The 13,181-nt window shown below is 59.0% G+C and carries 12 protein-coding genes; 2 read left to right on the top strand and 10 right to left on the bottom strand.

What is annotated here, in order from left to right; genetic code table 11:
- Positions 1–15 precede the first annotated feature (15 nt).
- Positions 16–1,053, bottom strand: a complete 1,038-nt coding sequence (locus GOW56_RS21705; RefSeq protein WP_171204831.1) for a Hint domain-containing protein — start codon at positions 1,051–1,053, stop codon at positions 16–18.
- Positions 1,054–1,199: 146 nt separating this feature from the next.
- Positions 1,200–1,898 (bottom strand): B12-binding domain-containing protein, encoded by a 699-nt coding sequence (locus GOW56_RS02420; protein ID WP_152458104.1) that lies wholly within the window; start codon positions 1,896–1,898, stop codon positions 1,200–1,202.
- A gap of 270 nt (positions 1,899–2,168) precedes the next feature.
- Here GOW56_RS02420 and GOW56_RS02415 point away from each other — a divergent pair, with 270 nt between their 5' ends.
- Complete coding sequence (locus GOW56_RS02415) at positions 2,169–3,236, top strand: PA0069 family radical SAM protein (RefSeq protein ID WP_171204830.1); 1,068 nt, start codon at positions 2,169–2,171, stop codon at positions 3,234–3,236.
- Positions 3,237–3,371: 135 nt separating this feature from the next.
- Here the strand turns inward: GOW56_RS02415 and gltA are convergent, their stop codons facing one another.
- Together gltA and gltX are read right to left on the bottom strand one after the other, a co-directional pair.
- Positions 3,372–4,667, bottom strand: a complete 1,296-nt coding sequence (gene gltA, locus GOW56_RS02410) for a citrate synthase (RefSeq protein ID WP_171115733.1) — start codon at positions 4,665–4,667, stop codon at positions 3,372–3,374.
- 121 nt (positions 4,668–4,788) lie between these two features.
- Positions 4,789–6,189, bottom strand: a complete 1,401-nt coding sequence (gene gltX / locus GOW56_RS02405) for a glutamate--tRNA ligase (RefSeq protein ID WP_171204829.1) — start codon at positions 6,187–6,189, stop codon at positions 4,789–4,791.
- A gap of 78 nt (positions 6,190–6,267) precedes the next feature.
- On the opposite strand from gltX, the gene GOW56_RS02400 reads away from it, so the two are divergent.
- Entirely contained in the window at positions 6,268–8,316 is a 2,049-nt protein-coding gene (locus GOW56_RS02400) for a ComEC/Rec2 family competence protein (RefSeq protein WP_171204828.1), read from the top strand.
- Here GOW56_RS02400 and lexA read toward each other — a convergent pair.
- The 6 genes from lexA to GOW56_RS02370 all read right to left on the bottom strand — a co-directional run bounded on the left by lexA (position 8,310) and on the right by GOW56_RS02370 (position 13,135).
- Positions 8,310–9,008, bottom strand: a complete 699-nt coding sequence (gene lexA, locus GOW56_RS02395) for a transcriptional repressor LexA (RefSeq protein ID WP_171167952.1) — start codon at positions 9,006–9,008, stop codon at positions 8,310–8,312. The genes GOW56_RS02400 and lexA overlap by 7 nt on opposite strands.
- Before the next feature lie 78 nt (positions 9,009–9,086).
- The gene (gene glp, locus GOW56_RS02390) at positions 9,087–10,259 is read right to left on the bottom strand and encodes a gephyrin-like molybdotransferase Glp (RefSeq protein WP_171204827.1); all 1,173 of its coding nucleotides are present in this window, start codon (positions 10,257–10,259) and stop codon (positions 9,087–9,089) included.
- Positions 10,256–10,729: a cyclic pyranopterin monophosphate synthase MoaC gene (moaC, locus tag GOW56_RS02385; RefSeq protein WP_171204826.1), complete on the bottom strand. Its 474-nt coding sequence runs from the start codon at positions 10,727–10,729 to the stop codon at positions 10,256–10,258. Before moaC ends, glp begins: the two co-directional genes overlap by 4 nt.
- Positions 10,729–11,541 (bottom strand): indole-3-glycerol phosphate synthase TrpC, encoded by an 813-nt coding sequence (trpC, locus tag GOW56_RS02380; protein WP_171204825.1) that lies wholly within the window; start codon positions 11,539–11,541, stop codon positions 10,729–10,731. Before trpC ends, moaC begins: the two co-directional genes overlap by 1 nt.
- The gene (gene trpD, locus GOW56_RS02375; protein ID WP_171204824.1) at positions 11,538–12,557 is read right to left on the bottom strand and encodes an anthranilate phosphoribosyltransferase; all 1,020 of its coding nucleotides are present in this window, start codon (positions 12,555–12,557) and stop codon (positions 11,538–11,540) included. The genes trpC and trpD overlap by 4 nt, the downstream gene beginning before the upstream one ends.
- The gene (locus GOW56_RS02370) at positions 12,554–13,135 is read right to left on the bottom strand and encodes an aminodeoxychorismate/anthranilate synthase component II (protein WP_171115746.1); all 582 of its coding nucleotides are present in this window, start codon (positions 13,133–13,135) and stop codon (positions 12,554–12,556) included. Before GOW56_RS02370 ends, trpD begins: the two co-directional genes overlap by 4 nt.
- Between the last annotated feature and the right edge of the window lie 46 nt (positions 13,136–13,181).

Raw genomic sequence — 13,181 nt, 5'->3', positions numbered from 1 at the left:
ATCCGACATCTCATGTCAGGCCGCCGACGCATGCGCTTCAAACGCAGTCAGTAGGGGCCGGGCCAGCGGGCCGTACGCGGCAACACCGTTCAGCGACAGTTCCGGAAACAGCGACAGGATTTCTTGCCGTGCGGCAGACCCGAGACTGTCCCAGATATGCGCGCCGGGATGAAAGCTCTCGCTCAGGCAATCTTCGGCCCAGAGCAGCTCATGCCGGTCGAACAGCAAGTGGATGTAGGTCACCACCCCTCCGGGCCGCAGTATGATGTCGGACCCGTTCACGAGATGTTTGGCAGGCGCCAGGGCTTCGCAATGTCCGGTGTGCAGCTCGAGACGCCAATCCCCAATCAGCATGCGGTGCTGTTGTGACACCAGAAGGTCGCGCGTGTTTCCGATGGCGCCTGCTTTGAAAAGAACAGGCGCATGCGGACCCGTTGCCTTGACGGTTCGCCGCCCCATCCAACGCAGGGGTTGCAGCCCATGATCATGGGTTTCGATCCGGTCACCAACGGACAGGGTTTCAATCGGTCGCGCGCGTTGCTCGGTGCGGATCATCGTTCCGGGGGTAAAGCAGGGCACCAGATCCCAATCTTCACGGCGGGATGTCAGGCCTGAATACCGGTTTCCGGCAAGGCTGTTGAGCGTGATCGAGCGGACAGGGCCAGCCTCCAAGGCGGATTGGTCCGAATTGTCCGAGAATTCCGGCATCAGATAGGTGTTGCCATCCACATCCTGCGCCACAACTGTGGAAATCCTGGCAGTTGATCCGTCAAAATAGGTGATCGTGGCGTTGTAGACCGAAGTGCCATCGAATGTCTGAGGCGGCCCGCCATCGATCGAAAACCGATCATTGGCCGACATGTTGTTCATGTTGTAATACGAACCCGGATTGCCGACCGGGCTCCAGGTGACGCTGTTGTGAGCCAACGGATCGTCGGACCCGCCAAAGGTTTTCCCCACAAGCGCCGAAGCGTTTTCAGCTGTGTTGTTGCCTTCGAAACTGTCGATATCGACAAGTTTGCCGAGCGAGATGGCCGTGAATGTAGTCGGCACGAGACCCCCTGAGGATGTGGATGCCTCGTTCTTTTAGACCTGCTTTGGTTTAATATTGGATAATCCGGATCCTCCGGTGACAAGGCGCTTCAGAATCAAAAAGGCCGCCCGGATCGGACGGCCTTTCAATCTGTATTGTTCTGGTCTTAGCCAGCCAGTTGATTGTGCTTGCGGCCCACGAATTCCTTGGCGGTTTCCACTGCAACAGCTGCGTCGCGGCAATAGGCATCCGCGCCGATGGCTTTGCCGAACTCTTCATTCAGGGGCGCGCCGCCGACCAGAACGATGTAATCGTCGCGGACGCCCTGTTCGACCATCGTGTCGATGACCACTTTCATGTAAGGCATCGTAGTGGTCAGCAGGGCCGACATGCCCAGAATGTCGGGTTGTTCGTTTTCCAGTGCTTCCAGGTAGTTTTCGACCGGGTTGTTGATGCCCAGATCGACAACTTCGAAGCCGGCGCCTTCCATCATCATCGAAACAAGGTTCTTGCCGATGTCGTGGATGTCACCCTTCACGGTGCCGATGACCATCTTGCCGACGCGCGGTGCACCGGTTTCGGCCAGCAGCGGCTTGAGAATGGACATGCCGCCTTTCATGGCGTTTGCGGCCAGCAGAACCTCGGGGACGAACAGGATGCCGTCGCGGAAGTCATGGCCTACGATGGTCATACCGCCAACCAGAGCCTTGGTCAGGATGTCATAAGGTGTCCATCCGCGTTCCAGCAGGATGTTGGTACCTTCTTCGATCTCTTCCTTCAGGCCATCGTAGAGATCGTCGAACATCTGCTCGACCAGTTCGTCGTCATTCAGTTCGGACAGGACGATGTCTTCTTCGTCGGACATGGGGTATTCCCTGTGCTGGGCGGGCCATCGACCCGTGGTGGCATTTTTTCCGTTTTGGCCAAAACGTCGCATCGTGACTGTGACGATTGCGACGTCGGTCGTTTCGGGACCGACCTATAAGCCAAAAAATGGGGGGGCTCGATAGAAAAGTCTGCAAGATTATCCTGCAGACTCTTCAACTAACTTCAATCCAACGAAGATTTGGCGGGGGTTGCGCCAAATCGGCGACAGGCCTATGTTTGCGCGAGAACAAAAAAAGAACATACTGACATGAACATCGCGCGGACGATCAAGGCAAGAGGAACAACGACGAACGAAGCTGGTCGGTTTGAACGCTTTGCCACCACGACCGCCGAAGACGGGTGGGTCATAGAGGAAGAATTGCCGCCGCTGCGTACCGAGACAAGCGAAGAGGTTGCGCGCAGCGCTATTACTTATAACCGATCCCCTGACTTGCCTTTCGATCGGTCGATCAACCCGTACCGGGGATGTGAACATGGCTGCGTTTACTGTTTTGCGCGGCCCAGCCACGCGTATCTTGGGCTATCGGCAGGATTGGATTTCGAAACCCGCCTGATCGCTCGACCCAACATGGGACGTGTTCTGCGCAAGGAATTGTCCGCCAGATCCTACAAAGTCGCGCCGATTGCAATTGGTACGAACACGGACCCGTATCAGCCGATTGAGAAAAAGCACATGATTACAAAATCATGTCTTGAGGTTTTGAGTGAGTTCAACCACCCGGTCGCAATCGTCACCAAGGGTACCCTGATAGAGCGGGATCTGGAGTTGCTTGCCGACATGGCAGGCCGGGGGCTGGTGCGGGTTGGTATTTCGCTGACAACTTCGGATGCGGAATTGTCCCGCCGGATGGAACCACGGGCGCCGTCGCCTCTTCGGCGGTTGCGCGTGATCCGAACGCTGACGGAAGCGGGCGTTCCGGTGCGTGTCATGACGTCACCCATCGTGCCGGGGCTGACGGATCATGAACTGGAAAGCCTTCTGGAAGCCGGGAAAGAGGCTGGTGCGGATGCCGCAAGCTGGATCATGTTGCGCCTGCCGCGCGAAGTATCGCAGCTTTGGCAGGGCTGGCTTGCCGATCATGAGCCGTCGCGGGCGGAAAAGGTCATGTCCAAACTGCGGGAAATGCATGGAGGGCGGGACTACGATCCGCGTTGGGGGCACAGAATGCGGGGCGAGGGTGAGTATGCCGGGATTATCGCTCAAAGGTTCGTGAAGACCTGCAAACGTCTGGGGCTGTCCATAAAATCGGCCCCGTTGCGTTGCGACTTGTTTGCGGTGCCGCCGCAGCCCGGGGATCAGCTGAGCCTGTTCTGAGGTCTTGCGCCCCGGCTTGTCCGGTGCTGTCTTGCGCGGGAAAACACCGGGTCTTCGCGCTCTCATTGCTTCAGCCCAAACAAAAAGACCCCGGCAGTACCGGGGCCTTCGAAACAGATTGACGTGAGGCGCGTTTCAGCGATTTTCGATATCCACGTAATCGCGCAGCGTTTCGCCTAGGTACAGCTGACGCGGGCGGCCGATTTTGTTTTGCGGATCGGCGATCATCTCTTTCCACTGGCTGACCCAGCCAACGGTGCGTGACAGGGCGAAGATCGGCGTGAACATCGAGGTCGGGAAACCCATCGCTTCGAGGATGATGCCCGAGTAGAAGTCGACATTCGGGAATAGCTTTTTATCGGCGAAGTACGGGTCTTCCAGTGCTTCGCGTTCCAGTTCCTTGGCAACCTGCAATTTCGGGTTGTCTTCAACGCCCAGCAGATCAAGAACTTCGTCAGCCGATTGCTTCATCACTTTGGCGCGCGGGTCGAAATTCTTGTAAACGCGGTGACCAAAGCCCATCAGGCGGAACGGATCGTTCTTGTCTTTGGCGCGGGCAATAAACTCGGGGATGCGATCAACGGTGCCGATCTCTTCCAGCATCTCCAGGCAGGCCTGATTTGCGCCACCATGTGCCGGACCCCAAAGGCAAGCGATGCCGGCGGCGATACAGGCAAACGGGTTTGCCCCCGAAGACGACGCCAGACGCACGGTCGATGTCGAGGCATTCTGTTCGTGATCCGCATGCAGCGTAAAGATGCGGTCCATGGCGCGGCTGAGGATCGGGTTGACCTCGTATTCCTCGGCAGGAACGCTGAAACACATGCGCAGGAAGTTCGACGCATAGTCCAGATCGTTGCGCGGATACACGAAAGGCTGACCGGTGTGGTACTTGTAGGCCCATGCAGCAATAGTCGGCATCTTGGCGATCAGACGATGCGATGCGATTTCACGCTGCTGCGGGTCCGAGATATCCGTTGAATCGTGATAGAAGGCCGACATCGCGCCGACAACGCCGACCATGATGGCCATCGGGTGCGCGTCGCGGCGGAAACCGCGATAGAAATACTGCATCTGCTCGTGCAGCATGGTGTGGCGTGTGATCGTGGTCTCGAATTTCTCAAGATCCTTTGCCGCCGGCAGTTCTCCGTACAGCAGAAGATAGCAGACTTCGAGAAAATGCGATTTCTCGGCCAGTTGGTCGATCGGATAGCCCCGGTGCAGCAGTTCGCCTTTTTCGCCGTCGATATAGGTGATGGTGCTGTCGCAGCTTGCGGTCGAAGTGAACCCGGGATCGTAGGTGAAGACGCCGGCCTGACCATAAAGCTTGCGGATATCAATGACATCCGGACCAGCGGTCGGAGAATGAACAGGCAACTCATACTCTTTGCCGTGAACGGTCAGAGTGGCTGTTTTGTTGCTTTCGGTCATGGTTGTCCCTTCTTCATTCATGCGCACGCCAGAGATACCTCCGGTGATACGGGCAATGACTGCGCGTGGACGCGCAGTCCGGGTGTTAGCGGAGCAGCGTTACCCCTTTATGAAGCTTGGGTTATTTCGCTGCTTCAGAAAGCCGCGCCAGGGTTTCTTCCCGTCCCAGCACAAGCATCATGTCAAAAACCGAAGGCGTAACGGCCCGACCCGCCAGGGCGGCCCTCAGCGGACCGGCCAGCTTGCCGAATTTGAGCTCCTTTGACTCGGCAAAGGAATTCAGTGCCTCCTCCAGTTCGTTCCGCGACCAGCTAACATTTTGCAGATGCGGCGTCAATTCCGTCAGTATACCATCGGATACAGTTGCCAGTGCCTTTGCCGCCTTTTCATCCGGAACGATCGGGCGGTTTGTCAGTGCAAAATGAGCCTTTTCAAGCAGTTCCGGGAAAGTGCGCGCCCGGTCCTTGAGGCAATACATCGCACGTTCCAGATCACTGGATTGTGCTTCGGTAAGGGGCGGAAGGTCTGCTGCGGCCAGATATGCTTCGATCTCTTGCCGCAGTGCAGCATCATCCGAGATTGCGATATGCTGTCCACACAGGTTTTCAAGCTTTTTCAGATCAAACCGTGCAGGGCTTTTGCCGATCCCGTCCAGATCGAACCAGTCCTTTGCCTGCGCATCCGTGAAAAACTCATCGTCGCCATGACTCCAGCCCAGCCGGGTCAGGTAATTGCGCATCCCGGCTGCGGGATAGCCCATGGCCTGATACTCCTGCGCCCCAAGAGCACCATGGCGCTTGGACAGCTTCTTGCCATCCGGCCCGTGAATCAGCGGGATATGCGCCCAGACCGGAACGTCCCAGCCCATGGCTTCGTAGATCATCATTTGCCGCGCGGCATTGTTGAGGTGATCGTCGCCGCGAATGACATGGGTGACACCCATGTCGTGATCGTCGACAACGACTGCCAGCATGTAGACGGGTGTTCCGTCCGAGCGCAGAAGAATCATGTCGTCCAACTGGTCATTGCGGATGCTCACATCGCCCTGAACCTGATCGTGGATCACGGTCACCCCGTCCTGAGGCGCCTTGATGCGTATGGCAAAAGGTGCATCCGGATGTGTCGCAGGATCCGCGTCACGCCATGGGCTGCGGAACAGGGTTGATTTCCCTTCGCTGCGCGCCTGGTCCCGGAAAGCCGCGATGTCTTCCTGAGTCGAAAAACACTTGTAGGCTTTGCCCTCGGCCAGCAACTGATGCGCGACCTCGGCGTGACGGGCGGCCCCTTCGAACTGGCTTATCACGTCACCGTCGTGATCAAGGCCAAGCCAGGCCATGCCCTGAAGGATCGCGGCGGTCGCCTCGGGTGTCGAACGTTCGCGATCGGTGTCTTCGATCCGCAGCAGGAATTTGCCGCCCCGACCACGCGCATACAGCCAATTGAACAATGCAGTGCGCGCGCCGCCGATATGCAGGAAACCAGTGGGCGAGGGGGCAAAACGAGTGACGACCTGTTCAGTCATGGTGAGGATTAACCTTTTGCTAACCGTATCTGGCATAGTTTGAAGCCTGTCTAACGAGCCCGAAGGACGGGGGCAACCATGCGTGTTCTTGCACGGGTCGAGGCCGCGCTGCTGCGCCAGACAGGCTACCTTTTCCCTTGGACGCCGGTTTTTCTGGCGACGGGGATTGGTCTTTATTTCGGCGTCCGCGTCGAACCGGATTGGTCAGTTTATGCCGGTCTTGTCTGTCTTGGAATCGCTCTTGTCGCCTTGCGCCGCTGGCTGCCACCGGGGGTAGGAACGTTGGCAATCGGGGGGGCGCTGATCGCTGCCGGTTTCATTCTGGCAGGCGTTCGCGCCCATATGGTGGCAGAACCGGTACTGTCGTGGCGATATTATGGCCCTGTCGAGGGGAGGGTCGTCGCCATGGATCGGTCTGCCTCGGATGCGTTGCGGTTGACGCTTGATCAGGTACGCATAGGGGATGTACCTCAGGAGCGCAGGCCGCAGCGCATCCGTCTTTCCGTTCATGTTCCAACGGGCGCAATCGCACCGGGGCAGCGTATTATGACCACAGGTCATCTTTCGCCGCCGCAGGGCCCGGTCGAGCCCGGAGGTTTCGACTTTCGCCGACATGCCTGGTTTCAACGATTGGGCGCGGTCGGCTATACCCGCGTCCCGATCATGACCATCGCGCCAGCGACCGAGGGGATCGACGGCATTCGGGTCACTGCGATCCGCATGGCCATTTCGCAGCGGGTCAGGCAGATTCTGCCCGGTGAAATCGGTGGATTTGCCGCCGCCGTCACCACCGGAGATCGCAGCGGGATGGGGCAGGAGACGCTATCATCCTTGCGGGCGTCCAATCTGGCGCATCTGCTGGCCATTTCCGGGCTTCATATGGGGCTTCTGACAGGCTTCGTATTCGTCGCTTGTCGATTGGGGCTGTCGTTGTGTCCCCCTGTTGCGTTGCGACTTCCGGTTCGGAAGGTGGCTGCTGTTCTCGCGCTTTGTGCCGCAACCCTTTATCTGTTGTTGTCCGGCGGCAACGTTGCAACCGAACGGGCCTTTGTCATGGTCAGCGTCATGCTGGGCGCCGTATTGATCGACCGACGCGCGATTTCGCTGCGTGCGGTTGCTGTTGCCGCCGTAATCGTGCTGGTTCTTCGGCCCGAGTCGCTGCTGAGCCCCGGATTTCAAATGTCCTTCGCCGCAACCACAGCCTTGGTCGCCGTCTTCGGAGCGTTGCGAGAGATGCGCCCGATGCCCGGCCCAAACTGGCTGAAGCCCGTCGCCGGCGTGGTGATGTCATCGGCAATTGCAGGCCTTGCAACAGCCCCCATAGGTGCAGCGCATTTCAATACGATGTCCCATTACGGTCTGCTGGCCAACCTGCTTTCCGTTCCTGTCATGGGCCTTTTTGTCGTGCCCTCCGCCGTCGTCGCGGCGCTTCTGGCTCCGTTTGGACTGGAGGCAATTGCCCTGACCGTCATGGGGTGGGCGCTGCATTGGATCCTTACGGTTTCCGACTGGGTATCGCACCTTGATGGCGCGCAGGGTTTTGTGGTCAGCCCGCCTTGGTACATCCTGCCCCTGGTCGCATTCGGCGCCTTGTGGATGGCCTTGTGGCAGGGACATGCACGGCGGGCCGGAGCAGTGCCTGTTGTCCTGGCATTTCTGCTTTGGAACTCGGGGCACAGACCGGATGTCCTGATCGCTGAAAACGGCGGATTGGTAGGGGTCATGACCGACAAGGGGCGGGCCCTCAGCAAAAGCAAAGGCAGCGGGTTTGTCGCCGGTGTCTGGCTTGAAAATGACGGGGACGGCGTTGATCAGATCGAGGCGGCGCTCAGATGGCCGGACAGCGACATCGTGCAACGATACCCGCTGAAGGATTTTGAGATCATCCATATCACCGGAAAACGGGCGGCGCGGGCGTTTGGTGAATGCCAAAAAAACCAGATCATCATCTCGGCTGTTGCGCTTGCCCTGCAAGGTTCATGCGGGGTGTTCGATCCGGAACGGTTGTATGAAACCGGCAGCCTGTCGGTTTCGAGTGGAAAGCTGACCTCGAGCGCGGACATGACAGGCCATCGGCTTTGGTCCCCGAAACCTGCCGGGGACCGTCATTCCAATCAGGCTCAATAGGTGCGGATCAGTCCGACCAACCGGCCCTGAACCTTGACCTTTTCTTCGGGCAGGACGCGCGTTTCATAAGCCGGGTTTGCTGCCTCAAGCGCGATTGCGTTGCCGCGGCGGAGGTACCGCTTGAGGGTCGCTTCCTGATCCTCGACCAAGGCAACCACGATGTCGCCGTTATCCGCGGTCGAGGTTTCTCGGATGACGACCACGTCACCGTCATTGATGCCAGCGTCGATCATCGAGTCGCCGCGAACTTCCAATGCATAGTGCTGACCCTGTCCCGAAACCATGGGGCCGGGGACGGCCACGTGATGCGATACATGGCTGATTGCTTCGATGGGAACACCGGCTGCGATCCGGCCCATGACCGGCAGCTCGAGCGCGTCCACCGATACAGGCTCCACATTCGCAGGGCGGGGGCCCTTGGGCCGGTCGCCTTCGATCACACGTGGCGTAAATCCAGCTGTCGGCTCACCGCCAAGGCTTTCGGGCAATTTCACGATCTCAATGGCCCGAGCGCGATGGGCAAGGCGGCGGATAAACCCACGTTCTTCCAATGCGGTGATCAACCGGTGAATGCCGGATTTCGACCGCAGGTCGAGAGCAGCCTTCATTTCATCAAAACTGGGCGGAACACCGTCCGCCTGCACGCGTTTGTGGATGAATTCCAGCAAATCCAATTGCTTCTTGGTCAGCATCGCTCACACCTCGTCGCTCATGCGTTTTCTTTTGTTCTACGCATGTTCACGTTTTGTGTCAACGAATTTGAGGGCAGGTCAGATCGGCAGGTATTCGACCATTTCCCCGATGTCGCGCGCCGGATCGTGTGGGGCGCGGACCAAAAGCGCGTTGGACTGAGCCAATACGCTGAGAAGGGAACTGTCCTGATCTGCGCAAGCTTCGATACCGGCATCCGTCACCACGGCGCGCATATAATGCTCGCGCGGGCCATTCTCGGGCAAAGTACCATTCAGCCGGGCCGTGCGGAAGGGCGGCAGCACCTGTTCAAGTCCCAGCATCCGGCGCACCATCGGAGCCAGAAACAGATAGCCGCAGACCATGGCGCTGACCGGATTGCCCGGCAACCCGACCATCGCCGCGTTGCCGATACGACCGGCCATCAGGGGTTTTCCAGGGCGCATTCGGATCTTGTAGAAGGATTGCTTCATCCCCAACCCCTGCGAGACGTCCGACACGAGGTCATAATCGCCAACCGACGCCCCGCCGATCGTCACGACCAGATCCGCCCCCTGCGCAAGACCAAAGGCCGTTTCAAGCGACGAAACAGTATCCCGCGCGATCGGAAGCACGCGCACCACAGCCCCCAATCCCTCGAGCATTGCCTTCAGGCCAAATGTGTTTGAGGCGATGATCTGATCCGGGCCGGGTTCTTCCCCGGGCATGACCAACTCATCACCAGTCGAGATGAGGGCGATCACGGGTTTGCGCGAAACCGGAACGCGAGGGATGTTCATCGCGGCCATCAAGGCCACATCTTCAGCGCGGATCAAACGCGGGGCCGATATGGACGTGCCAGCCTTGAAATCCACGCCAGCGGGTCGGATGTTCGTTTTGGCGCCGGGTGCGTCCGTGATCGTCAGAAGATCACCGCGGCGGTCCGTATCCTCTTGAATCACAACGAAATCCGCGCCGTCGGGCACAGGGGCGCCGGTATAGATGCGAACGGCCTGTCCGGGGCCTACAGCGCCCTCAAAACGACGCCCGGCGGCTGACTCGCCCACGACTTTGAACATGGCGTGCAGTTCGACCTCGTCAGATTTGACTGCATAGCCATCCATGGAAGAGGCGGCAAAAGGCGGCTGATCCCGCGTGGCCGTGACGTCCCGCGACAGAACGCGCCCTGCGGACTGGGCCAGTGGGACTTCTTCTGTCGGCAATGGCCCCACAAAATCGAACAACAGGGCGCGCGCCTCTTCGACAGTAATCATTTCGCCTCGTAACGCCCTGATTTACCGCCATCTTTGAGCAGAACGCGAATGCCGCCTATCTCCATCGCCTTATCGACGGCCTTGGTCATGTCGTATACGGTCAAGGCGGCTGTCGATACGGCGGTCAGCGCTTCCATCTCAACCCCGGTCTGGCCCGAGGTCTTGACGGTGGCCTGGATCCGAACACCCGGCAGGTCCGGGACAAGAGTCAGCTCTACGGCCACTTTGGTCACCGGCAAAGGATGACACAGCGGAATGAGGTCCGGCGTCTTCTTTGCGCCCATGATGCCGGCCAAACGGGCAATGCCCAGAACATCGCCTTTCTTGGCGCGACCTTCGGAAATGATTTCAAAGGTTTCCGGCGCCATCCTGATGTAACCTTCGGCAACTGCGACGCGATCTGTCACCTCCTTGTCCGAGACATCGACCATATGTGCCTGACCTTGGGCATCGAAATGGGTCAGTGGCATCACATCACTCCGGGGATAAGCGGGTTTGACAGGATATGGCGCGTTGCCGCTTCAACATCGTCCTGGCGCATCAGGCTTTCTCCGATCAAGAAGCAGCGGGCCCCGTAGCGTGCAATGTCCTTCAGATCGTCTGGTGTATCCAGGCCGCTTTCGCACACGATGGTGCGATCGGCGGGCACCAGCTTGGACAGGCGGCGCGTCGTGTCGAGCGTTGTCTCGAATGTCTTCAGATTGCGGTTGTTGATACCGATCAGCGGGCTTTTCAGCTGTGCCGCGCGTTCAAGCTCTGCCTCGTCGTGTACTTCGATCAGAACATCCATTCCCCAATCGAATGCAGTGTCTTCCAGTTCAGCCGCCTGATCATCACTGACCGAGGCCATGATGATCAGAATGCAATCCGCCCCCAGGGCGCGTGCTTCGACCACCTGATACGGGTCGTACATGAAATCCTTGCGCAAGGCGGGCAGGGACGTCGCCTCGCGCGCCTGCGTCAGATACTCTTTCTTGCCCTGAAAGCTGGGGGTGTCGGTCAGGACGGACAAACATGTCGCGCCACCATCTTCATAAGCCTTTGCAAGAACGGGCGGGTCGAAATCCGGCCGGATCAGTCCTTTGGACGGGCTGGCCTTCTTGACCTCGGCGATCAGGCCATAGCCTTGCCGCGAGGCGTGTTGCAGCGCATTGGCAAAGCCACGGGGTTCCGAGGCGGACCGGGCCTCACTTTCCAGTGTCTCCAAGGATTTCTGCGCTTTGTCCGCCGCGACTTCTTCCAGTTTGTAGGCTTTGATTCTGTCCAGAACGGTTTCGGTCATGCGGCTTCCTGTGTCTTGGCGGCCAAGGCCGTGATTTTGTTTTTGGCATTGCCACTGTCGATGCTTTCAGCAGCCATGGCCACGCCTTCGCGCAGATCATTTGCCGCTTCGGCGACGACCAGAGCGGCGGCCGAATTCAGCAACACCGCGTCGCGATACGCGGACGGGGCACCATCCAGCAAAGCCCGAAACGCAACGGCGTTTTCCTCGGGCGAGCCACCGATGATGTCCTCGAACGGATGCACCGGAAGACCTGCGTCTTCGGGGTGCAGTTCGACCTCTTTCACAATCTCGTCTTCCAGAGCGGCGACCCAGCTGATGCCGGTGATTGTAAGCTCGTCGGTCCCGTCCGAACCATGCACCAACCAGGCCCGGTCCGAGCCCAGCAGGCCAAGCGTTTCGGCCATCGGACGGATCAGGTCGCGGCTGAAGGCACCGGTCAATTGCCGTTTGACGCCGGCAGGGTTGGTCAGGGGGCCGAGAATATTGAAGATCGTGCGTGTTCCCAGTTCTTGCCGGGACGGCATCACATGGGCGATGGCAGGGTGGTGCATGGGCGCCATCATGAAGCCGATACCAACGTCTTTCAGCGCATTTTCAACGACTTGCGGGCCAACCATGACGTTGATGCCCATCTGGCCCAATGCATCCGCCGCGCCGGATTTGGAGCTCAGGTTGCGATTGCCGTGTTTCGCGACAGTGACTCCGGCACCGGCCACGACAAAAGCGGTCGCGGTCGAGATGTTCAGGGTGCCTTTGCCGTCACCGCCGGTGCCGACGATATCCATCGCCCCCTCGGGTGCGTTTACGGCATTGCATTTCGAACGCATCACGGCGGCTGCCGCGGCGTATTCATCCACCGTCTCACCGCGTGTCCGCATGGCCATCAGCAATCCGCCGATCTGGCTGGGCGTGGCTTCGCCATCGAACAGTATGGCAAAGGCTTTTTCGGCCTCGGCACGTGTCAAAGGACGATCGGCAGCGGCTCCGATCAGCGGTTTAAGCGCGTCGCTCATGCCGGGACTTTCAGTTCTTGCAGGAAGTTTTTGAGAAGGGCGTGACCGTGCTCGGATGCGATTGATTCCGGGTGGAACTGCACACCGTGGATCGGCAATTCCTTGTGCTGCAATCCCATGATCGTGCCGTCGTCCAGCTCGGCCGTGATCTCCAGGCAATCGGGCAGGGTCTCGCGCTCGACCACCAGCGAATGGTAGCGCGTTGCCTCAAAGGGTGAGGGCAGACCGGCAAACAACCCCTTGCCGGTGTGCTTCACCGTGCCCATCTTGCCATGAACGATCTCGTGGCATCGAACCACCTTGCCGCCAAACACCTGGCCTATGGTCTGATGGCCCAGGCAAACCCCCAATAGCGGCGTTTTGGTTTCAGCGGCCGCTTTCGTCAGTGCCAGGCAAATCCCCGCCTGATCCGGGTCGCAGGGGCCGGGGCTCAGCAGAATGCCGGCGGGGTTCATGGCCATCGCTTCCTGCACATCCAGCGCATCATTTCGGCGAATGACCATTTCGGCACCAAGTTCGCCTAAATAATGTACCAAATTGTAGGTAAACGAGTCGTAGTTGTCGATCAGCAGCAGCATTTGGGCACTTATCTTCGCTTGGGCATTTCGGGCTGGCGATGCAGCC

Source organism: Ruegeria sp. HKCCA0235A (genome assembly GCF_013033235.1).
Classification (GTDB): Bacteria; Pseudomonadota; Alphaproteobacteria; order Rhodobacterales; family Rhodobacteraceae; genus Ruegeria.
Note: the sequence above shows the minus strand (reverse complement) of the source record. Positions and strands in the feature narration are given on the sequence as shown.